The sequence below is a fragment of the Amycolatopsis sp. 3B14 genome, from assembly GCF_050958625.1.
Classification (GTDB): domain Bacteria; phylum Actinomycetota; class Actinomycetes; order Mycobacteriales; family Pseudonocardiaceae; genus Amycolatopsis_E; species Amycolatopsis_E thermoflava.
The window spans coordinates 16176-34984 of the sequence record NZ_JBHZEN010000002.1 but is presented as its reverse complement, the minus strand read 5'-3'; the positions used below and the strand labels follow the sequence as shown (position 1 = coordinate 34984).

The 18809-nt window shown below is 73.0% G+C and carries 20 protein-coding genes; 18 read left to right on the top strand and 2 right to left on the bottom strand.

Annotated features, from left to right (window positions below; genetic code table 11):
• Positions 1–20: 20 nt before the first annotated feature.
• Entirely contained in the window at positions 21–1817 is a 1797-nt protein-coding gene (locus ACCP09_RS00675; protein ID WP_431905715.1) for an AMP-dependent synthetase/ligase, read from the bottom strand.
• A 113-nt stretch (positions 1818–1930) separates the two neighbouring features.
• On the opposite strand from ACCP09_RS00675, the gene ACCP09_RS00670 reads away from it, so the two are divergent.
• The 9 genes from ACCP09_RS00670 to ACCP09_RS00630 all read left to right on the top strand — a co-directional run bounded on the left by ACCP09_RS00670 (position 1931) and on the right by ACCP09_RS00630 (position 8078).
• Positions 1931–2332: a polyketide cyclase / dehydrase and lipid transport gene (locus tag ACCP09_RS00670; RefSeq protein WP_123685470.1), complete on the top strand. Its 402-nt coding sequence runs from the start codon at positions 1931–1933 to the stop codon at positions 2330–2332.
• A 20-nt stretch (positions 2333–2352) separates the two neighbouring features.
• The gene (locus ACCP09_RS00665; RefSeq protein WP_123685471.1) at positions 2353–3144 is read left to right on the top strand and encodes a metallophosphoesterase family protein; all 792 of its coding nucleotides are present in this window, start codon (positions 2353–2355) and stop codon (positions 3142–3144) included.
• A gap of 27 nt (positions 3145–3171) precedes the next feature.
• Entirely contained in the window at positions 3172–3612 is a 441-nt protein-coding gene (locus ACCP09_RS00660; protein ID WP_017983871.1) for an SRPBCC family protein, read from the top strand.
• Positions 3613–3626: 14 nt separating this feature from the next.
• Complete coding sequence (locus tag ACCP09_RS00655) at positions 3627–4769, top strand: ArsA family ATPase (RefSeq protein ID WP_123685472.1); 1143 nt, start codon at positions 3627–3629, stop codon at positions 4767–4769.
• Positions 4766–5146, top strand: a complete 381-nt coding sequence (locus ACCP09_RS00650; RefSeq protein ID WP_378334016.1) for a hypothetical protein — start codon at positions 4766–4768, stop codon at positions 5144–5146. The genes ACCP09_RS00655 and ACCP09_RS00650 overlap by 4 nt, the downstream gene beginning before the upstream one ends.
• A gap of 14 nt (positions 5147–5160) precedes the next feature.
• Positions 5161–6096 (top strand): ROK family protein, encoded by a 936-nt coding sequence (locus tag ACCP09_RS00645; protein ID WP_433742592.1) that lies wholly within the window; start codon positions 5161–5163, stop codon positions 6094–6096.
• A gap of 12 nt (positions 6097–6108) precedes the next feature.
• The gene (locus ACCP09_RS00640) at positions 6109–6978 is read left to right on the top strand and encodes an NUDIX domain-containing protein (protein ID WP_433742474.1); all 870 of its coding nucleotides are present in this window, start codon (positions 6109–6111) and stop codon (positions 6976–6978) included.
• Positions 6979–7058: 80 nt separating this feature from the next.
• On the top strand, positions 7059–7691 hold the full coding sequence (locus ACCP09_RS00635) for a TetR/AcrR family transcriptional regulator (RefSeq protein WP_433742472.1): 633 nt from the start codon (positions 7059–7061) through the stop codon (positions 7689–7691).
• 3 nt (positions 7692–7694) lie between these two features.
• The gene (locus tag ACCP09_RS00630) at positions 7695–8078 is read left to right on the top strand and encodes a hypothetical protein (RefSeq protein WP_433742470.1); all 384 of its coding nucleotides are present in this window, start codon (positions 7695–7697) and stop codon (positions 8076–8078) included.
• 4 nt (positions 8079–8082) lie between these two features.
• Here the strand turns inward: ACCP09_RS00630 and mftR are convergent, their stop codons facing one another.
• Positions 8083–8679, bottom strand: coding sequence for a mycofactocin system transcriptional regulator (gene mftR, locus ACCP09_RS00625; protein WP_027934951.1), 597 nt, complete (start codon positions 8677–8679; stop codon positions 8083–8085).
• An 84-nt stretch (positions 8680–8763) separates the two neighbouring features.
• Between mftR and mftA the strand changes: the two genes are divergently transcribed.
• From mftA to ACCP09_RS00580, 9 genes are all read left to right on the top strand, one after another.
• Positions 8764–8868 carry a mycofactocin precursor MftA gene (gene mftA / locus ACCP09_RS00620; RefSeq protein WP_017983865.1) on the top strand — a complete coding sequence of 35 codons (105 nt, stop codon included), beginning with the start codon at positions 8764–8766 and terminating at the stop codon, positions 8866–8868.
• Complete coding sequence (mftB, locus tag ACCP09_RS00615) at positions 8853–9134, top strand: mycofactocin biosynthesis chaperone MftB (RefSeq protein WP_017983864.1); 282 nt, start codon at positions 8853–8855, stop codon at positions 9132–9134. Before mftA ends, mftB begins: the two co-directional genes overlap by 16 nt.
• A gap of 20 nt (positions 9135–9154) precedes the next feature.
• Positions 9155–10363 (top strand): mycofactocin radical SAM maturase, encoded by a 1209-nt coding sequence (gene mftC / locus ACCP09_RS00610; RefSeq protein WP_027934952.1) that lies wholly within the window; start codon positions 9155–9157, stop codon positions 10361–10363.
• On the top strand, positions 10360–12168 hold the full coding sequence (locus ACCP09_RS00605; protein ID WP_433742466.1) for a mycofactocin system FadH/OYE family oxidoreductase 1: 1809 nt from the start codon (positions 10360–10362) through the stop codon (positions 12166–12168). The genes mftC and ACCP09_RS00605 overlap by 4 nt, the downstream gene beginning before the upstream one ends.
• Positions 12165–14090, top strand: a complete 1926-nt coding sequence (locus ACCP09_RS00600) for a mycofactocin system FadH/OYE family oxidoreductase 2 (RefSeq protein ID WP_433742464.1) — start codon at positions 12165–12167, stop codon at positions 14088–14090. The genes ACCP09_RS00605 and ACCP09_RS00600 overlap by 4 nt, the downstream gene beginning before the upstream one ends.
• 169 nt (positions 14091–14259) lie before the next feature.
• Positions 14260–15045, top strand: coding sequence for a mycofactocin-coupled SDR family oxidoreductase (locus ACCP09_RS00595; RefSeq protein WP_027934955.1), 786 nt, complete (start codon positions 14260–14262; stop codon positions 15043–15045).
• On the top strand, positions 15042–16454 hold the full coding sequence (mftF, locus tag ACCP09_RS00590) for a mycofactocin biosynthesis glycosyltransferase MftF (protein ID WP_433742462.1): 1413 nt from the start codon (positions 15042–15044) through the stop codon (positions 16452–16454). Before ACCP09_RS00595 ends, mftF begins: the two co-directional genes overlap by 4 nt.
• Entirely contained in the window at positions 16451–17128 is a 678-nt protein-coding gene (gene mftE, locus ACCP09_RS00585) for a mycofactocin biosynthesis peptidyl-dipeptidase MftE (RefSeq protein ID WP_433742460.1), read from the top strand. The genes mftF and mftE overlap by 4 nt, the downstream gene beginning before the upstream one ends.
• Positions 17129–17169: 41 nt before the next feature.
• Positions 17170–18285, top strand: coding sequence for an NDMA-dependent alcohol dehydrogenase (locus tag ACCP09_RS00580; RefSeq protein WP_027934958.1), 1116 nt, complete (start codon positions 17170–17172; stop codon positions 18283–18285).
• Positions 18286–18809: the final 524 nt, after the last annotated feature.

Genomic DNA, 18809 nt, shown 5'->3' with positions numbered 1-18809 from the left:
GACACAGCGTAGTGGTCTCGTTACTTTTCGTACAGCCCTTCGATGAAGGTCGCGTAGTTCTTCGTCACCACGTTGCGCTTGAGCTTCAGGCTCGGCGTGATCTCGCCGCCCGCCTCGGTGAAGTCGTTGCCCAGGATGACGAACTTCTTGATCGACTCGGCGTGCGAGACCTGCTTGTTCGCCTCGTCGACCGCGCCCTGCACGGCCGCGACGAGGTCCGGGTCCTGCGCCAGGTCGGCGACCGTGGCGTCGGCCGGCTTGCCGTTCTGCGCCTTCCAGGCCGGGAAGAACTCCTCGTCGATCGTGACCAGCGCGGCGATGAACGGGCGCTGGTCGCCGACCACCATGGCCTGGGAGATCAGCGGGTGGGCGCGCATGGTGTCCTCGAGCCCGGACGGGGCGACGTTCTTGCCGCCCGCCGTCACGATGATCTCCTTCTTGCGCCCGGTGATCTTCAGGAAGCCGTCCGAGTCGAGCTCGCCGAGGTCGCCGGTGTGGAACCAGCCGTCCTCCAGCGCCTCCTTGGTGGCGGTCTCGTTGTTGAAGTACGCGCCGAACACGACGTCGCCCTTGAGCAGGACCTCGCCGTCGTCGGCGATGCGCACGGAGGTGCCCGCCACCGGGCGGCCCACGGTGCCGACGCGGAACGCGTCCTGGGTGTTCACGTTCGCCGCTGCCGAGGTCTCGGTCAGGCCGTAGCCCTCGAACACCGGCACGCCGATGCCGCGGAAGAAGTGCGCCAGCCGGGCGCCCAGCGGCGCGCCACCGGAGACCGCGGCGATGCAGCGGCCGCCGAGCGCGGCCCGCAGCTTGCCGTAGACCAGCTTGTCGAACAGCAGGTGCTGCGCCTTCAGGCCCAGCCCGGCGCCGCCGGTGTCCTGCGCCTCGCTGTAGGACACGGCGACCTGCTCGGCCCGGTCGAAGATCTTGCCCTTGCCCTCGGAGTGCGCCTTCTGCTTCGCGCCGTTGTAGACCTTCTCGAACACGCGCGGCACGGCCACCACGAACGTCGGCCGGAAGGTGCCCAGGTCGGCGACCAGGTTCTTGACGTCCGGGGTGTGGCCGAGCGTCACGCGCGCGGTGACGGCGGTGACGGCGATCGCGCGGGCCAGCACGTGCGCCAGCGGCAGGAAGCACAGCAGCGAGTTGCCCTGCTCCATCAGCTGCGGGAAGGCGTTGATGTCGGCGCGGATCTCGGCCAGCAGGTTGCGGTGGGTCAGCTCGACGCCCTTGGGGCGGCCGGTGGTGCCCGAGGTGTAGACGATGGTGGCCAGGTCGCCGGCCTGAACGATGCGGCGCCGCTCGTGCACGGTGTCGTCGGCCACGTCGGCGCCCAGCGTGGTCAGCTCGTCCACCGCGGGGCGGGCCGCCTCGATCTGCCAGGTGTACTGCAGGGCGGGCAGCCGGTCGCGGACCTCGTCGACGGCGGCCAGGTGCTCGCTCGTCTCCACGAAGACGCCCTTGGCGCCGGAGTCGGACAGGATCCAGGCGACCTGCTCGGGCGAGGACGTGTCGTAGATCGGCACGGTGACGGCACCCGCGGCCCAGATGGCGAAGTCGATCAGCGTCCACTCGTACCGTGTCTTGGACATCAGGCCGACCCGGTCGCCCCGCTCGATCCCGGCCTCGACCAGGCCCTTCGCGACGCCGATGACCTGCGCGGCGAACTCGCGGGCCGTGACGTCCAGCCACGAGCCGTCCACCTGGCGCCGGAAGCTGATCGCGTCGGGGAACCGCTCGGCGTTCGCCCACACGATGTCGGCGAGGTTCTCGTCATCGGCAACCGGCTGCACTGCCGGGGCGCTGTACTCGCGCACGGTGGACCTCCGTGGTTCAAGGGTGTTACTCGCCAGTCACAACTTAGCGTCGGTGACACCTTACGACCAAGGGGTCGGACCGCCGGTAACACGGGCATGACATTCTGCTGGGCGTGAGCACGCTCAACGGTGCGCCGCCCAGCATCGACATCGTCGACGAGACCTTCATCGCGGTGCCGCCCGGCACCGTGGCGGCGGTGTTCGCCGACCCGGCCGCGTGGCGGCGGTACTGGCCCGACCTGGTGCTCGAGGTCTACACCGACCGCGGCGAGGAGGGCCTGCGCTGGACCGTCCGTGGCGCGCTGGTCGGCACGATGGAGGTCTGGCTCGAGCGCACGCTGGACGGCACGCTGCTGCATTACTTCCTGCGCGCGAGCCCGGCCGGGGAAATGAGCCCCCGGCAGCTGCGCCGCGAGTTCGACCGGCGGGCGCGCGCGGCCAAGGCCGTGGCGCTGGGCCTGAAGGAGGTCCTGGAGGACGGGCGCGAGCCCGGGATTCCCCCGAGGACTTCTTAGCATCGCTAAACTGGGGAATCATGCGCGTTCATGTCGTCTCGGACGTCCACGGGAACACGGAAGCCCTGGCCAGGGCCGGTGACGGGGCGGACGCGCTGATCGTCCTCGGGGACCTGCTCGACTTCGTCGACTACCACCAGCACGACCAGGGCATCCTCGGCACGCTGTTCGGTCCGGAGAAGGTCGCCACCTTCGCCCGGCTCCGCCGCGAGGGCACCCGCGAGGAGTCGATCGCCTTCTCGAAGTCCCTGTGGTCGAGCCTGGACGACCCGGCCGCCGCCGTCGAGGAGGCCGTGCGCGAGCAGTACGCGGCGATGTTCGCGGCGATGACCGCGCCGACCTACGCGATCGCGGGCAACGTCGACTCGCCGGACCTGTGGCCCGAGTTCGCCGGGGACGACGTGCGGTTGGTCGAGGGTGAGGTCGTCGAGATCGGCGGCCTGCGGTTCGGCTTCGCGGGCGGCGTGGTGCTGCCGGCGGGGGCCACGATCCGCCGGTCCAACCCGGTGTGGCGGCCCTACCTGCGCACGCAGGAGGAGTTCGACGAGGCGGTGGGCAAGCTCACCGACATCGACGTGCTGTGCACCCACCAGCCGCCCGCGCTGCCGGAGCTGACCTACGACGTGGTCGCCCGGCGGCACGAGCTGGGCTCGTCGGCCCTGCGCGGCCTGGTCTACGCGGAGCAGCCGCGGTGGTCGCTGTTCGGCCACGTGCACCAGCCGCTGTCGGCCCGGCTGCGGGTGGGCCGCACCGAGTGCCGCAACGTCGGCCACTTCAAGGTCACCGGGCGCCCGTACGTCCTGCGGTGGTGACGCGGGCCAGGCGGTAACCTCTCCGCCATGGCCGACCAGTCCACGCAGTCCATCGAGGTCGACGCGCCGCCGGAGAAGGTCATGGCGGTGATCGCGGACTTCGCGTCGTACCCGGAATGGGCCAAGCAGGTCCGGGAGACCGAGGTGCTCGCGACCGACGACGCGGGCCGTCCCAAGCAGGTCAAGCTGACCCTGGACGCCGGCCCGATCAAGGACGTCTACACACTGGAGTACGACTGGGCCGCCGACGGCCGGTCGGTCAGCTGGCACCTGGTGCGCGGGCAGATGCAGAAGGCGCAGGACGGCCGCTACGAGCTGGAGGCGGTCGGGAACCGCACGCGGGTCACCTACACGCTGTCGGTCGAGCTGGTGCTGCCGATGATCGGGCTGCTGCGCCGCAAGGCGGAGAAGATGGTCATGGACACCGCGCTCAAGGAGCTCAAGCGCCGCGTGGAGGACCTCGCCTGAGGGCGGGACGGCCCATGACCCGGCTGCTGCTGTTCACCGGCAAGGGAGGCGTCGGCAAGACGACGCTCGCCGCGGCGACGGCGGCGGGCCTGGCCGCCCGCGGGTACAAGACGCTGGTCGTGTCCACCGATCCGGCGCACTCGCTGGCGGACGCGTTCGGCAAGCGGCTCGGCCGCGAACCGTCCGACGTGGACACCCGGCTGCACGGCGCGCAGGTCGACTCGCGTGGCCTCGTCGACGACATCTGGCAGGACCTGCGCGGCAGGCTCAAGGGCGCGCTCGCGGGCGCCGGGGTGGACGCGCTGGACGCCGAGGAGCTGAGCGTCCTGCCCGGCGTGGACGAGCTGCTCGCGCTCACCGAGGTGCAGCGGCTGGCCGAGGCCGGCCGGTGGGACGTGGTGGTGGTCGACTGCGGGCCGACCGCGGAAACGCTGCGGCTGCTCGCGCTTCCCGAGGCCGTGGCCGGGTACCTGGACAAGGTGTTCGGCTGGCAGCTCACGCTCACCGGCTCCCGTGGCCTGGCCCGGTCGGTGCGCGACCTCGCGGCGCACGTCTCGGCGCTGCGCGACCTGCTGACCGATCCGGCCGTCACCACGGTGCGGCTGGTGCTGACGCCGGAGCGGGTCGTGGTCGCCGAGGCGCGCCGCACGCTGAGCTCGCTGGCGCTGCGCGGGATCAGGGTCGACGGGCTGATCGTGAACCGCCTGATGCCCGCGCCCGGCGTGTGGCGCGGGGCGGCGGCGAACTGGATGCGCACCCGCCGCCGCCAGCAGGACGAGGTGCTGAGCGAGCTGACCTGGGAGCTGGCCAGGGTGGAGCACCGCGCCGCCGAGCCGGTCGGGCTGCCCGCGCTGCGGGAGATCGCCACCGAGCTGTACGGCGAGCGGGATCCGCTGGAGGGCAAGGGGTCCACCTCCGCGCCCCTGCTGCATGTGACCGAAGTGGACGGTGGGTACCGGCTGCGGCTGGCGCTGCCGCTGGACCGCGGGGCCGAGCTGGACCTGGCGCGCGTGGACGACGACCTGGCCGTCACGGTCGACGGGTTCCGCCGCCTGGTGGCGCTGCCGGAGTCGTTGCGCCCGTGCCGGATCACCGGCGCCGAGTCCGATGCGGACGGTCTCGTCGTCTCGCTCACCAAGCCGGGGGAGGACCGATGACGACCGAAGGCGTGAGCGCGGCGAGCCTGGCCGAGGAGATCCGGCTGCTCGTCGAGATGGTCGTCGAACGCGCGGCGCCCTGGCTGGACGGCGTGGTCGCCGCCGGGCACGGCACGGCCGAGAAGCCCGAGGACGGCGGCGACTGCGGCTGGTGCCCGCTGTGCGCCGTGGTCGCCGTGGTGCGCGGCGAGAAGCCCGAGTTCGTCGCCCGCGTCCTGGAGCAGGCGGCGCAGATCATCGCGTTGCTGCGGGCCGTGCTGGCCGACCGGTGGGAGCCGCAGGAGGGCGTGCACATGCCCGGGTTCCAGCCGCCGCCGCGGCCGCAGCCGGACTCCGGCCGGGTGCAGCGCATCCCGGTGCAGTGGCGGGAGGGCTAGTGCACGCGATCGGCCTGGACGTCGGTGGCACGAGCGTCCGTGCCGGTGTGGTGGACGAGCACGGCTCGATCCTGGACACCGCGCGGGCGGGCACGCCGGCCGCCGAGGACGCGCTCGAAGACGCCATCACCGGGGTGATCGACGAGCTGCGCAACCGGCACGACGACATCGCCGGGGTGGGCCTGGCGGTCGCCGGGTTCGTCGCCAACGACCGGCGCACCGTGATGTTCGCGCCGCACCTGGCCTGGCGGCACGCGCCGGTGGCGGACCGCATCGCCAAGCGCGTCGGCCTGCCGGTGACGCTGGAGCACGACGCGAACGCCGCCGCGGTCGGCGAGCACCGCTTCGGCGCCGCGCGCGGGGCCGGGGTCGCGGCGCTGGTCGCGATCGGCACCGGGATCGGCGCGGGGCTGCTGCTGGACGGTGAGCTGTACCGCGGCGCGAACGGCGTCGCGCCGGAGCTCGGGCACCTGACGGTGGTGCCGGACGGGCGGGCGTGCCCCTGCGGCAAGTACGGCTGCTGGGAGCGCTACTGCAGCGGCACGGCGCTGGCCGCGACCGCGATCGAGCTGCTGGCCAGGTACCCGGGCACGGCCACGGTCCTGTCCAGGGACATCGGGCTGGACCCGGGCGCGCTGACCGGTCGCCGGGTGGCCGGGGCGGCGCGCGACGGCGACCCGATCGCGCAGCGGGCGGTGGCCGAGCTGGCGAAGTGGCTCGGCGAGGGGCTGGCGCTGGTCGCGGACGTGTTCGACCCGGAGATCGTGGTGATCGCGGGCGGCGTGTCGGAGTCGGCGCCGCTGTTCCTCGACGAGGCCCGCGAGCACTATGCGGCCGCGATCACCGGCGGCAGGCACCGGCCGCTCGCGCGCATCCGCACCGCGCAGCTGGGCGACGACGCCGCGCTGGTGGGGGCCGCCGCGCTGGCGCTCGAAGCCACGGCGGTATGACAAGCTGGAACGATGACCCCTGATGACGGCGACGGCTTCGTGTACTGCGAGCGCGGCCACCGGCATTGGGGCCTCTTCGGCGCCGCGGGCCTGCTGCTGACCGATCCCGAGCGGGGTGTGCTGCTGCAGCACCGGGCCTGGTGGACGCACCACGGCGAGACGTGGGCGCTGCCCGGCGGCGCGCTCCGCGGGCACGAGTCCGCGCGGGAGGCCGCGACGCGTGAGGCGGAGGAGGAGGCCGCGGTGCCGTCCGCCGCGGTGCGGCCCACCGCGGAGTCGGTGGTCGACCACGGCGGCTGGAGCTACACGACGGTCCTGGCGAACACCCGGCACCCGGTGCGGGAGCGGGTGGTCAACGAGGAGAGCGCCGAGCTGCGGTGGGTGCCGCCGGACGAGGTCGGCTCGTTCCCGCTGCACGCCGACTTCGCGGCGGCCTGGCCGGCGCTGCACGCCCAGCTGGGTCGTGAGCTGGTGCTGGTCGTCGACGCGGCCAACGTGGTCGGCTCCCGGCCGGACGGCTGGTGGCGGGACCGGGCCGGGGCGGCGGAGCGGCTGCGGGACCGGTTGTCCGGGCTGGCGCGCGACGGGGTGCGCAGCGCGGACGTCGGGCTCGGCGGGGCGGACTGGTCGTGGTGGCCGCGGGTGCAGATGGTGGTCGAAGGCCAGGCGCGGGACGTGCCCCCGGCCGACGAGGTCGAGGTGATCGCCGCGGTCCGCGACGGCGACTCCCAGATCGTGGAAAGCGTCCGCAAAACGCGCGACGCTCGCCCCGACGACCACGTGGTGGTGGTGACGGCCGACCGCGAGCTCCGAGCACGGGTGACGGCGGAGGGCGCGCGCGTCCTGGGGCCGGCGACGCTGCTGAACCTGGTGGACGGCTAGAACCGGCCTGAACCGGGGCCGGGTTCATGCCTCGCATGAAATAAGACCGATCGATCGGTTTTCTAGTGTACGGTCGACCCATGCACAGCGATCGGCGGCGGGAGCGGGGTCAGCGCACGCGGGAGACGGTGCTCGACGCGGCGGTGGCGCTGGCGTCGGTGCACGGGCTGGAAGGTCTCACGTTCGGGCGGCTCGCCGAGCACCTCGGCATCAGCAAGTCCGGACTGTTCGCGCACTGGAAGGACAAGGAACACCTGCAGCTGGACGCCATCGACCAGGCACGCAGGCAGTGGACCGATCGCGTCATGGCGCCCGCCCTGCGCACGCTACCCGGCATCCGGCGGGTGTTCGCGCTGCACGAGGCGCGGATGGCCTTCTACGCCGGCGGTGTGCTGCCCGGCAGGTGCTTCTTCCTCGCCGCGCAAACGGAATTCGACGACCGGCCCGGCGCCGTCCAGGCCAAAACAGCGCAGGCGCTGCACGACTGGCTCGCCTTCATCCGCTCGCTCGTCGACGAGGCGATCGCCCTGGGCGAGCTGACCGAGGACGCCGACCCGGACCAGCTTGCCTACGAGATCGACGCGCTCGGTGAGTCGGCCGTGATCCACTCGCGCCTCGTCGGGCACGAGATCACCTACGCCCGCGCCCGCCGCGCCGTCCTGGCGCGGCTGCGGACCCTCGCCACCGATCCCGCCATCCTGCCGGAGGACTGAACCATGCTGCGCACCTCGTGGACACCCGGACCCGCCGCCGCGAGCGGGCCCGTGCTCGTCAGCGTCACCGACTTCACCTCCGATCGGTTGCGCGACCTGCCGGGGATCTACCGCGCGGGCAGGCAGCTGTCCCGCCTGTGGCCGACCCTCGACGGCGCGGTCGGGCACTGGCTCTGGGCCGAACCGTCGCGGCGCAGAACCGGCTCGGTCTCCCTGTGGCGCGGCGAGGGCGCGATGCGCGGCTTCGTCGGCCTCCCCGTGCACCGGCAGATCATGCGGACCTACCGCGGGCGCGGCCGGACCCGCTCCACCACGTGGACCGCGACCGATCCGGACCCGCGCGAGGTGTGGCGCCGGGCGTCGGAGTTCCTCCGCCTGCCCCGCTGACCGCTCAGGTCAGCGCTTCCGTCAGCTGGTCCACGCCGGCGGCCATCAGCTCGGCGAGGTCGGCGCGCGGGTCGCGCAGCCACTGCTCGTACGCGGCCAGCGCGATGCCCAGCGCGGTGTAGGCCACGGTCTGCGGAGCGAGCGCCGAGGCGGCCACCCCGAGCCGTCCCGCGACGAACTCCGCGATCACCTGCCGCCAGTCCGCGTAGCGCAGCGTCGAGTGCGCCTGCAGTGCCGGCGTGGTCAGGATCAGCTCCATCCGCTGCCGGTGCCACACCGCCTCGGACGGGTCGACCCGGTTGAAGTCCACCAGCGCCTCCCGCAGCACGCCGGGCAGCGGGCGGTCCGGCGGGTAGGACGCGAGGCGCTTGCGCATCTTGTCCAGCTGGCCGTCGAAGTCGCCCCAGGCGATGTCGTTCTTCGACGGGAAGTAGCGGAAGAACGTGCGCCGCCCGATGCCGGCTGCCTTCGCGATGTCGTCGATCGTCGTGCGGTCGAACCCGCGGCTGGCGAACAGTTCGAACGCCACGTGCTCGACTTCGGCGCGCGACGTGATCGGCTTGCGTCCCGCCCGGGGCGCCGGATCCGCCTTTTCGGTCATCCCTCTTCCATTCGGCACTCGGTGCCATTATTGTCCGAGAAGCGCGGCCGCACCGGAGCGGCCCATCGCCGAAGGGAGCATCCCATGTCCGAGGCCAAGAACGTCGCCCCCGCCGTGGAAGACTCGCTCGTCGAGGAGGACCTGCTCGTGGAAGAGGTCTCCATCGACGGCATGTGCGGCGTCTACTGACCGTGTTCGATCCGGACCAGGCCTACCGGTGCTCCCCGCGCGTCGCGTTGCGACCGGAACCGTTCGGGGCGCTCGCCTACGACTTCGGCACCCGGAGGCTTTCGTTCCTGAAGACGAAGATCCTGGTCGAGGTGGTGCGCACGCTCGGGGACCAGCCCGACGTGCACACCACCCTCGACGCCGCCGGCGTCCCCGGCGACCAGCGCCCGGCCTACCTGAAGGCGCTGGCCGGACTCGCCGAGAACGGCACGATCGAACCGCGCTGAACCACTGAGAAGGGCGTGCGATGAAGCTCGTCGAACACTTCAAGCAGGGGCTGAACTCGCCCATCTGCCTGACCTGGGAACTGACCTACGCCTGCAACCTCTCGTGCGTGCACTGCCTGTCCTCGTCGGGCCGCCGTGACCCGCGGGAGCTGAGCACCGCGGAGTGCAAGGCCGTCATCGACGAGCTGCAGCGCATGCAGGTCTTCTACGTCAACATCGGCGGTGGCGAGCCCACCGTCCGCGCCGACTTCTGGGAGCTCGTCGAGTACGCGGTGGACCACCAGGTGGGCGTCAAGTTCTCCACCAACGGCGTCAAGCTCACCCCGGAGCGGGCGCGGTGGCTCGCCGCCACCGACTACGTGGACGTGCAGATCTCCTTGGACGGTGCCACCGCCGAGGTCAACGACTACGTCCGCGGCCCGGGTTCCTACGACACCGCGATGCGGGCGATGCGGAACCTGAAGGACGCCGGGTTCCGCGACTTCAAGCTCTCCGTCGTGATGACCCGGCACAACGTCGGTCAGCTCGACGAGTTCAAGGCCATCGCCGACACCTACGGCGCCCAGCTGCGCATCACGCGGCTGCGCCCGTCCGGCCGCGGCGCGGACACCTGGGACGAGCTGCACCCGACCGCCGAACAGCAGCTGCAGCTCTACGACTGGCTGATCGCCAACGGCGAGAAGGTCCTCACCGGCGACTCGTTCTTCCACCTCAACGCGCTCGGTTCGGACCCGCTGCCTGGCCTGAACCTGTGCGGGGCGGGGCGCGTGGTGTGCCTGATCGACCCGGTCGGCGACGTCTACGCCTGCCCGTTCGCTATCCACGAGGAGTTCCTCGCGGGCAACGTCCGCGACGAGGGCGGGTTCGCCGGCGTGTGGAACACCTCCGAGCTGTTCGAGCGCCTGCGCGGCCCGCAGACCGGCGGCGCGTGCACGTCCTGTTCGGCCTACGACGCCTGCCAGGGCGGGTGCATGGCGGCGAAGTTCTTCACCGGCCTCCCGCTGGACGGTCCAGATCCGGAATGTGTGAAGGGGCACGGGGAACTGGCGCTGGCCGGGGTCAGCGGGGCGCCGCGGTCGCACATCGACCACTCGCACCGCAAGACCCGCCAGAGCCGCAAGACCAGCAAGGTGCCCGTCAGCATCGGGTTCGGCCCGCCCGAGGGCAGCGCCCGGCCGGACCGGGCCTGCGACACCAGCCCGCTCGCGGGGTTCCAGCCAGGACGATGAGCAGGCTCGCCGGCCCCGTCCGGGTCGGCGGCGGCACCGCCCCGAGCCGGGTCCTTTTCGGTCCGCACGAAACGAACCTGGCTCGGGGGCGGGCGCTCGCCGACCGGCACGTCGCCTACTACCGGCGGCGGGCCGAGGGCGGCGCCGGGATCGTCGTCACCGAGACGGCGAGCGTGCACCCCTCCGACTGGCCGTACGAGCGCGCGCCGCTGGCCGCCGAATGCGGCCCGGGGTGGGCGTCCGTCGTGGACGCGTGCCGTCCACACGGGACGCTTGTGGTCGCCTCGCTCGGGCACGCCGGCGGGCAGGGGAGTTCGGCCTACCACCAGTCCGCGCTGTGGGCCCCGTCGCGGGTGCCCGATCCGGTGAGCCGTGAACTGCCGATGGAGATGGACGGCCCGGAGATCGCGGAGCTGATCGCCGGGTTCCGCGCCGCCGCCGCGCTCGCCGTCGAGTCCGGTGTGGATGGTGTGGAGATCGACGCCGGGCAGTATTCCCTGCTGCGGCAGTTCTGTTCCGGGCTGACCAACCGCCGCACGGACGCCTACGGCGATCGGGGACTGCTGCTGCGCGAGGTGGTCGCCGCCGTCCGGGAGGCGATCGGCAACCGCATCCTCGGACTGCGGCTCGCGTGCGACGAAGGCGCGCCGTGGGGCGGGATCACCCCGGAGACCGCGCCCGTGCCGGGCGGGATCGACTACCTGGTGCCGGTGCGGGGATCGGCGTTCGCCGACTCCCGGCCCGACGCGCGCACCGAACCGGGCTTCAACGTCGACCTGTGCCGGGCGTTTTCCGGGCGCGCCTTGACGGTGCTGCAGGGCAGTGTGGTGGATCCCGCGCTCGCCGAGCGGGCGCTGGACTTCGCCGGGCTGGTCGAGATGACCCGCGCGCAGATCGCCGATCCGGACCTGGTGCGCCATGTGCGGGCCGGGACGCGACCGCGGCCGTGTGTGCTGTGCAACCAGAAGTGCCGGGTGCGGGATCCGCGGAACCCGGTCGTCAGCTGCATCGGCGAGCCACGCAGCGGGCACGAGACCGAGGATCCGCTGCCGCGCCCGGGTTCCGGGGAGGTGCTGGTGGCCGGCGGCGGGCCGGCCGGGCTGGAAGCCGCGCGGGTGCTCGCCCTGCGGGGTTTCGACGTCGAGCTGACCGAGCGCGACGACCGGCTCGGCGGGATGGCGCGTGTCGCGGCGCGGCTTCCCGGGCGGGACCGGCTGGCGCGGCTCGTGGACTGGCTGGAGGGCGAGGTCCGGCGGCTGGGCGTGCGGATTTCGACCGGCGTCGAGACCGTCGCGGCGGACGGGCGGCCGGTGGTCGTGGCGACCGGTAGCAGGCCTGGTCCGCGGGACTACTCCGTCGAGGGCGGCCGGGTGCTCGACGTGACCGCGGTGCTGGGTGGCGCGGAGCTGCCGGACGGGCCGGTCGTGGTGCACGACCCGCTCGGCGACTGGACCGGCGCGGCTGTCGCCGAGTTGCTGGCCGATGGGTGCGCCGTGACGATCGTCAGCCCGGACCCGGTGATCGCGACCCAGGTCCGGGACGTCGCGGCGGTGAACGCGCGCCTGCAGCGGGCCGGGGTGGAGCTGGCGAAGCGCTCGCGCCTGCGGGTGGCGCGGCGGGACCACGTGGTGGTGGAGGACGTGCTCACCGGGGAGTGCCGGGAGCTGCCGTGCGCCGCCGTGGTCCACTGTGGACATCGGCTGCCGGAGGCCGTGCTGCCCGGGGTCGCGGTCGGTGACGCCGTGGCGCCCCGGACGATCCACGAAGCCGTTCTGGACGGCCGACGCGCGGCGGTGGCGTTGTGAGCCTGCTGTTCGAACCGTTGCGGCTGGGACCGGTCGAGGTGCGCAACCGGATCGTGTTCGCCGCGCACCTGACCAACTACGCCACCGGCAACCTGCCCACCGAGCAGCACGCCGCCTACTACGCCGCGCGGGCCGCGGGCGGCGCCGGGCTGATCATCTCCGAGGAACACGTCGTGCACCCCTCGGACTGGCCCTACGAGAAGGTGATCCACGGGTACCGGCCGGAGGTCGTGCCCGGCTACCGCCGCATCACCGGCGCCGTGCACGCGCACGGGGTGCCGATCTTCGCGCAGCTCAACCACAACGGCGGGCAGGCGTCGTCGATGTACTCGCGGCGGGCGGTGTGGGCGCCGTCCCCGGTGCCGGACCCGCTGTTCCGCGAGGTGCCCAAGGTGATGACCGTCGCGGAGATCGCCGAGGTGGTCGCCGGGTACGGGCGGGTCGCGCGGCACTGCGCCGAAGGCGGCTTCGACGGCGTGGAGATCCAGTGCTCGCAGTCGTCGCTGTTGCGCGGGTTCCTGGCGCCCGCGGCGAACCTGCGGACCGACGACTACGGTGGTCCGCTGCCCAACCGCGCGCGGTTCCTGCGGGAGGTCGTCGCGGAGGTACGGGCTGCGATCGGGCCGGACCGTGCGCTGGGGGTGCGGCTCTCCGGCGACGACCTGGTCGAGGGCGGCATCACACCGGCCGAGGCGGCCGAGGTGGCGCGGCTGATCTCGCCGGACATCGACTACCTGAACACCTCGATCGGAGTCGCGACCTCGACGCTGTACATGGTCGAACCGTCGATGGCGGTGCCGCGGGGGTACGCGTTGCCGGTGTCCGAAGCGTTGCGGCGCGCCGTGTCGGTGCCGGTGGTGGGCATCGGGCGGATCAAGTCGCCGGAGGAGGCCGAGCGGGCGCTGGCCGAGGGGCGGTGCGACCTCGTCGGCGTGGTGCGCGGGCAGATCGCCGACCCGTCGTTCGCGGCGAAGGCGCGGGCCGGGCGGGAGGTGCGGACCTGCCTGTCCTGCAACCAGGAGTGCGTCGGGCGGATGGGTCTCAACCGGTGGCTCGGGTGCGTGGAGAACCCGCGCGCCGGGCGGGAGGCGGTGCCGCTGCCGCCGCCCGGGCCGCGCCCCAAGCGGGTGCTGGTCGTCGGCGCCGGCCCAGCCGGGCTTCAGGCGGCGGCGACGGCGGGCGGGCGGGGGCACCGGGTGACGGTGTTCGAGCGCGGCGAGGTGGGCGGGCAGATCGCGCTGGCCGCGACCGCACCGGGCCGGGGCGAGCTGGGTGACCTGGTGCGCAACCTGCTGACCGAGTGCCGTGACGCTGGTGTCGACTTGACGACAGGTGTTGCGGTGACGGCTTCGTTCCTGCTGGACGAGGCGCCGGATGCCGTGGTGCTGGCGACGGGCGCCCGGCCGGTGCTGCCGGGATGGGCGGTCCCGCCGCGGGTGGTGCACGCGCGGGAGGTGCTGGACGGTGTCTCGCCGTCCGGCGCGGTGGTGGTGATCGACGAGGTGGGTTTCCACCCGGCGACGTCGGTGGCGGAGCTGCTGGCGCGGCGGGGCTGCCGGGTGACGTTGTCGACGCCCGGGATGGTCGTCGGGCAGGACCTGGGGCTGACGCTGGACCGGGAGCTGTTCGGGCGGCGGGCGCACGCGCTCGGGATCGCGGAGCGGACGGACGAGATGGTGCTCGGCGCCGCGGCGACGGAGGATGGGGGCGTGGCGTTGCGGATGTTGAAGCACACGACCGGCGAGACCACCGAGGTCCGCTGCGACTGGGTGGTGTGCGCGACGCACCAGGAGCCGGAGGACGCGTTGTGGCACGCGCTGCGGGAAGCGCCGTTCCCGGTCCTGCGCGCGGGGGATTGCGTGACGCCGCGGCGCGCGCACGCCGCGGTGGTGGAGGGCCATCGAGCGGGGGTGTCGTTGTGAGTGGTGTGACTGGGCGCGGGGCCGCCGGGCGGGCGCTCGGAACTGTGCCGCAAGCGGCACTCCAGCAGGCCCCGGCTGCCCGGGTGGCCGCCCGCGGCCGGGTTGTCACCGGGTGGGTGGTGTTGTCGTGAGCGGGCAGCTGGCAGGCTCCGCTCGTGGAGATGATCACGTGACCCCGCGCGTCGCCGTGGTGACGGGGGCCGGGCGGGGGATCGGGGCGGCCGTCGTGCACCGGCTCGCGGGAGAGGGCTGGCGCGTCGTCGCCGTGGACGTCGCCGAGGACGACCCGGGGCTGGGTTACCCGCTGGCGCGGCGGGAGCAGCTCGCCGAGGTCGCCGCGAAGTGGCCGGGCCAGGTGCTCGACTTCGTCGCCGACGTGCGGGACCAACGGGCCGTCGACGAGGCTGTCGCCGTCGCCGAGCGCGAGTTCGGCGGGCTCGACGCCGCTGTCGCCGCAGCTGCGGTCATGGCAGGTGGGCGGCCGCTCTGGGAGACCACCGATTCCGAGTGGGAATCGTTGTTCGGCGCCGGGGTGGACGGCGTCTTCCACCTCGCCCGCGCCGCGGTGCCCGCCCTGCTGCGCCGCCCGCAGCCGCGCACCGGACGGTTCGTCGCCCTCGCCTCGGCCGCCGCGCACACCGGGCTCTGGCGCCTGGCCGGCTACAACGCCGCCAAGCACGCGGTCGTCGGGCTCATCCGCGGCCTCGCCACGGACCTGCGCGGCACCGGCGTCACCGCGACGGCCGTCTCACCCGGCTCCACCCGGACGCCGATGCTGCAGGCCACCGCCGCGCTCTACGACCTGGACGACGTCGAGGAGTTCGCCCAGCACCAGCTCGCCGAGCGGCTGCTCGAACCCGAGGAGGTGGCGGCCGCGGTCTGCTGGCTGTGCGGCCCGGACGCGAGCGCCGTCACCGGCACCGTCGTCCACGCGGACGGGGGGTTCACGGCATGACGGTGCTGCGCCTGGATCCCTCCACCAAGGCCGTCGCCGGCGGGCGCGTCCTCGTCGGCGGGTCGCCCCTGCGGATCATCAAGCTGTCCGCCACCGGGGCGCGCCTGTTCGCCCAGTGGGCAAGCGGTACACCCGTCGGAGACAAGCCGCACCAACGGCGGCTGGCCGAGAAGCTCACCCTCGCCGGGATGGTCCACCCCACCTACCCCGAGGCGAAGCTGACGCCGCAGGACGTCACCGTCGTGGTCCCGGTCCGCGACCACGCCGACCGCCTCGCCGGGCTCCTGCCGCGCCTGGCCGACGTGCGCGAGACGCTCGTCGTCGACGACGGGTCGGCGGCGCCGGTGCCGCACGCGGTCGACCGGCATCCCGTCGCGCGTGGACCGGCGGCGGCCCGCAACACCGGGTGGCGCAAGGTGACCACCGAGCTGGTCGCCTTCCTCGACGCCGACACCCGCCCCGAGCCGGGCTGGCTCGGGCCGTTGCTGGCGCAGTTCGAGGACCCGGCGGTGGTGGCCGTCGCGCCACGGGTGCGCAGCGCGCCCGGCGACGGCACGCTGTCCCGGTACGAACGGCTGCGGTCCTCTTTGGACATGGGTGCCACCCCGGCGCAGGTCCGCCCACGCGGCCGCATCACCTACCTGCCCACCGCCGCGCTCGTCGTGCGGACCTCGGCGCTGCAGGCGATCCACGGCTTCGACGAGGACCTGCGGTTCGGCGAGGACGTCGACCTGATCTGGCGCCTCGTCGACGCCGGCGGATCCGTGCGTTACGAGCCGGAGTCCGAAGTGGTGCACGAGCCGCGCACGACGTGGCGCGCCTGGCTCAAGCAGCGCCACGACTACGGCACGTCCGCCGCCCCGCTCGCGAAACGCCACGGGCGGCAGGCTCTCGCGCCGGTCCGGGTGTCCGGCTGGACCGCGCTGGCCTGGCTGGCGCTGGCCGCCGGGCGACCGAAAACCGCTGTGGCGATCGCGCTCGGCACCGCGGCCCTGTTGCCGCGCAAACTGAAACCCCTTGACGTGCCGGCGAAGGAGGCGCTCGGCATCGCGCTGCGCGGGCACGTCGCGGCGGGCCGGTTCCTGGCCGACGCGCTCACCGGCGCGTGGGGCCCGGTCGCGGTCCCGTTGCTTGCGCTGTCCCGGCGGGGTCGTCGCGTGCTGGCGCTGGCCTACGCCCGCCACCTCACCGACTGGGCCCGCACCCGGCCGGAGATCGATCCGCTGCGCTGGCTGCTGGCCCGCGCCGCGGACGATTTCGCTTACGGCACCGGGGTTTGGCGCGGTTGCCTGCGCGAGGAGGAACCGGGACCGTTGATCCCGGATCTGTCGAACTGGCCCACCCGTCGCCCACCACCATCCTCAACGGAGCCGCTGCGCGGCACCGCCTCGATCCGGAAACGGCTGTGAACCTCGCCGACGTCGCGTGGCCCGAACTCGGCGAGCGCCGCCTGCTGGCCGTGCCGCTGGGCGCCACCGAGCAGCACGGTCCGCACCTGCCGTACACGGTGGACACCGAAATCGCCGTCGAGTTGTGCCGTCGCCTCGCCGAGGCCCGTCCGGAGGTGGTCGTCGCGCCCCCGCTGCCCTACGGCTCGAGCGGGGAGCACGCCGGTTTTCCCGGCACGCTGTCGATCGGTCAGGAAGTCACGGAACTCCTCGTGGTCGAGCTGGTGCGCTCCGCCGACACGTTCGCCGGGGTGCTGCTGGTGTGCGCGCACGGTGGCAACGCGGCCCCGTTGCGCCGGGCGGTGGCGAAACTGCGTTACGAGGGCCGGAACGTGCGCGCGTGGTGCCCGGACGGTCCGGCCGACGACACGCACGCCGGACGGCTGGAGACCTCGGTGATGCTCGCGTTGCGGCCGGAAGCCGTGCGCGTGAACCGGTTCGAATCCGGCGAGACGCGGCCGTTGCCGGAGCTGATCGGCCGGTTGCGGGACGAAGGTGTGCGCGGGGTGAGCCCGAACGGGGTGCTGGGTGACCCCGCGGGGGCGACCGCGGAAGCGGGGCGCGCCACCCTCAGTCGATGGGCGGACGGTCTACTTGAAGCTGCCGCGGCGGTGGCCAAAGATGGCATCATGTAGCAGTCGGTGCATGAGACCCCTGTCACAAAGAGGTGATCGGTGTGAAGACCAAGGCCGCTGTCCTCCACTCCGCGGGCAAGCCGTTCGAGATCGAGGAACTCGAGCTCGACGGCCCACGCGAAGGTGAGGTCCTGATCAAGTACACGGCCGCCGGGCTGTGCCACTCGGACCTGCACCTGATCGACAACGACCTCGTGCCGCGGTTCCCGATCGTGGGCGGGCACGAGGGCGCCGGCATCATCGAAGACGTCGGGCCGGGCGTTACCAAGGTCAAGCCGGGTGACCACGTGGTGTGCTCGTTCATCCCGAACTGCGGCACGTGCCGCTACTGCGCCACCGGCCGGTCGAACCTGTGCGACATGGGTGCCACGATTCTCGACGGCGGCATGCCGGACGGCAGTTTCCGCTTCCACCGCGGCGGCACCGACTACGGCGCGATGTGCATGCTCGGCACGTTCTCCGAGCGCGCCACGATCTCCCAGCACTCCGTGGTGAAGGTGGACGACTGGCTGCCGCTGGAGACCGCCGTGCTGGTGGGCTGCGGTGTGCCGACCGGCTGGGCGACGGCCAACTACGCGGGCGGCGTGCGCGCGGGCGACACGTGCGTCGTGTACGGCATCGGCGGGATCGGCATCAACGCGGTCCAGGGCGCGGCGCACGCGGGTGCGGCGAACGTGATCGCGGTCGACCCGGTCGCGTTCAAGCGCGAAAAGGCGCTGGAACTGGGCGCCACGCACGCGTTCGCCTCGGCCGACGAGGCGGCGGCGAAGGTGGCGGAGCTGACCTGGGGCCAGATGGCCGACCAGGCGCTGATCACCGTCGGCACGGTGGACGAGCAGGTCGTGACCGACGCGTTCAACGTGATCGGCAAGGGCGGCACGGTCGTCATCACCGGGCTGGCCAACCCGGAGAAGCTGACGGTGCACCTGTCCGGCGGCGTGATGACCCTGTTCGAGAAGACGGTCAAGGGCACGCTGTTCGGATCGGCCAACCCGCAGTACGACATCGTCCGGCTGCTGCGCCTCTACCAGGCGGGGCACGTGAAGCTCGACGAGCTGGTGACGAAGCGCTACTCGCTCGAAGAGGTCAACGAGGGCTACCAGGATCTGCGCGACGGCAAGAACATCCGTGGCGTGATCATGCACTCGGCGGACTGAGGTTAGGTGCGGACGAGGGCGGGGGCCTTGGGCCTCCGCCCTCGTTTTGTTTGGGGTGGAGGTGTGTGACGGGGGCCGGGTGTGTGGAGGGCCGTTCGCGGGGGTGCGGGGGGACGGTGGTGCTCGGGCTCGGCTCCGGCGAGCGGGCCACTCGTGCTCGGGCGAGGGGATCAATCGTGCTTTCGTGAGGGGCCACTTGTGGCCGGGCGAGCGGGCCACTCGTGCTCGGGCGAGGGGCTCAGTCGTGCTCGGCCGAGGAGGTCAGTCGTGCCGGCGCGAGGGGCCAGGCGGTACCTGTGCGAGGTGGCCGGCAGTGCCCTCGCGATTGGGCGGGTCGTGCCAGCGTGAGAGGGGTCGGTCTCAGAGCGGGAGGGCCGGTCATGTCCACGCGAGTGTGCAAGTCGTGCCCTCGGGAGCGGGCCGGTCGTGCCCGCGCGTAGGCGCACAGTCCCGCCCCCGCGACGTGGTCAGTCGCACCCGCGCGAGTGGGCCGGTCGTGCCCGTGGGTAGGCGCACAGTCCCGC

Coding starts and splice junctions, on each gene's coding strand:
- ACCP09_RS00605 (WP_433742466.1), top strand. CDS start 10,360: ATGAGCAGGCTCGCCGGCCCCGTCCGGGTCGGCGGCGGCACCGCCCCG.
- ACCP09_RS00630 (WP_433742470.1), top strand. CDS start 7,695: ATGCTGCGCACCTCGTGGACACCCGGACCCGCCGCCGCGAGCGGGCCC.
- ACCP09_RS00660 (WP_017983871.1), top strand. CDS start 3,172: ATGGCCGACCAGTCCACGCAGTCCATCGAGGTCGACGCGCCGCCGGAG.
- ACCP09_RS00650 (WP_378334016.1), top strand. CDS start 4,766: ATGACGACCGAAGGCGTGAGCGCGGCGAGCCTGGCCGAGGAGATCCGG.
- ACCP09_RS00635 (WP_433742472.1), top strand. CDS start 7,059: ATGCACAGCGATCGGCGGCGGGAGCGGGGTCAGCGCACGCGGGAGACG.
- ACCP09_RS00665 (WP_123685471.1), top strand. CDS start 2,353: ATGCGCGTTCATGTCGTCTCGGACGTCCACGGGAACACGGAAGCCCTG.
- mftF (WP_433742462.1), top strand. CDS start 15,042: ATGACGGTGCTGCGCCTGGATCCCTCCACCAAGGCCGTCGCCGGCGGG.
- mftA (WP_017983865.1), top strand. CDS start 8,764: ATGTCCGAGGCCAAGAACGTCGCCCCCGCCGTGGAAGACTCGCTCGTC.
- ACCP09_RS00640 (WP_433742474.1), top strand. CDS start 6,109: ATGACCCCTGATGACGGCGACGGCTTCGTGTACTGCGAGCGCGGCCAC.
- mftR (WP_027934951.1), bottom strand. CDS start 8,679: ATGACCGAAAAGGCGGATCCGGCGCCCCGGGCGGGACGCAAGCCGATC.
- mftC (WP_027934952.1), top strand. CDS start 9,155: ATGAAGCTCGTCGAACACTTCAAGCAGGGGCTGAACTCGCCCATCTGC.
- ACCP09_RS00655 (WP_123685472.1), top strand. CDS start 3,627: ATGACCCGGCTGCTGCTGTTCACCGGCAAGGGAGGCGTCGGCAAGACG.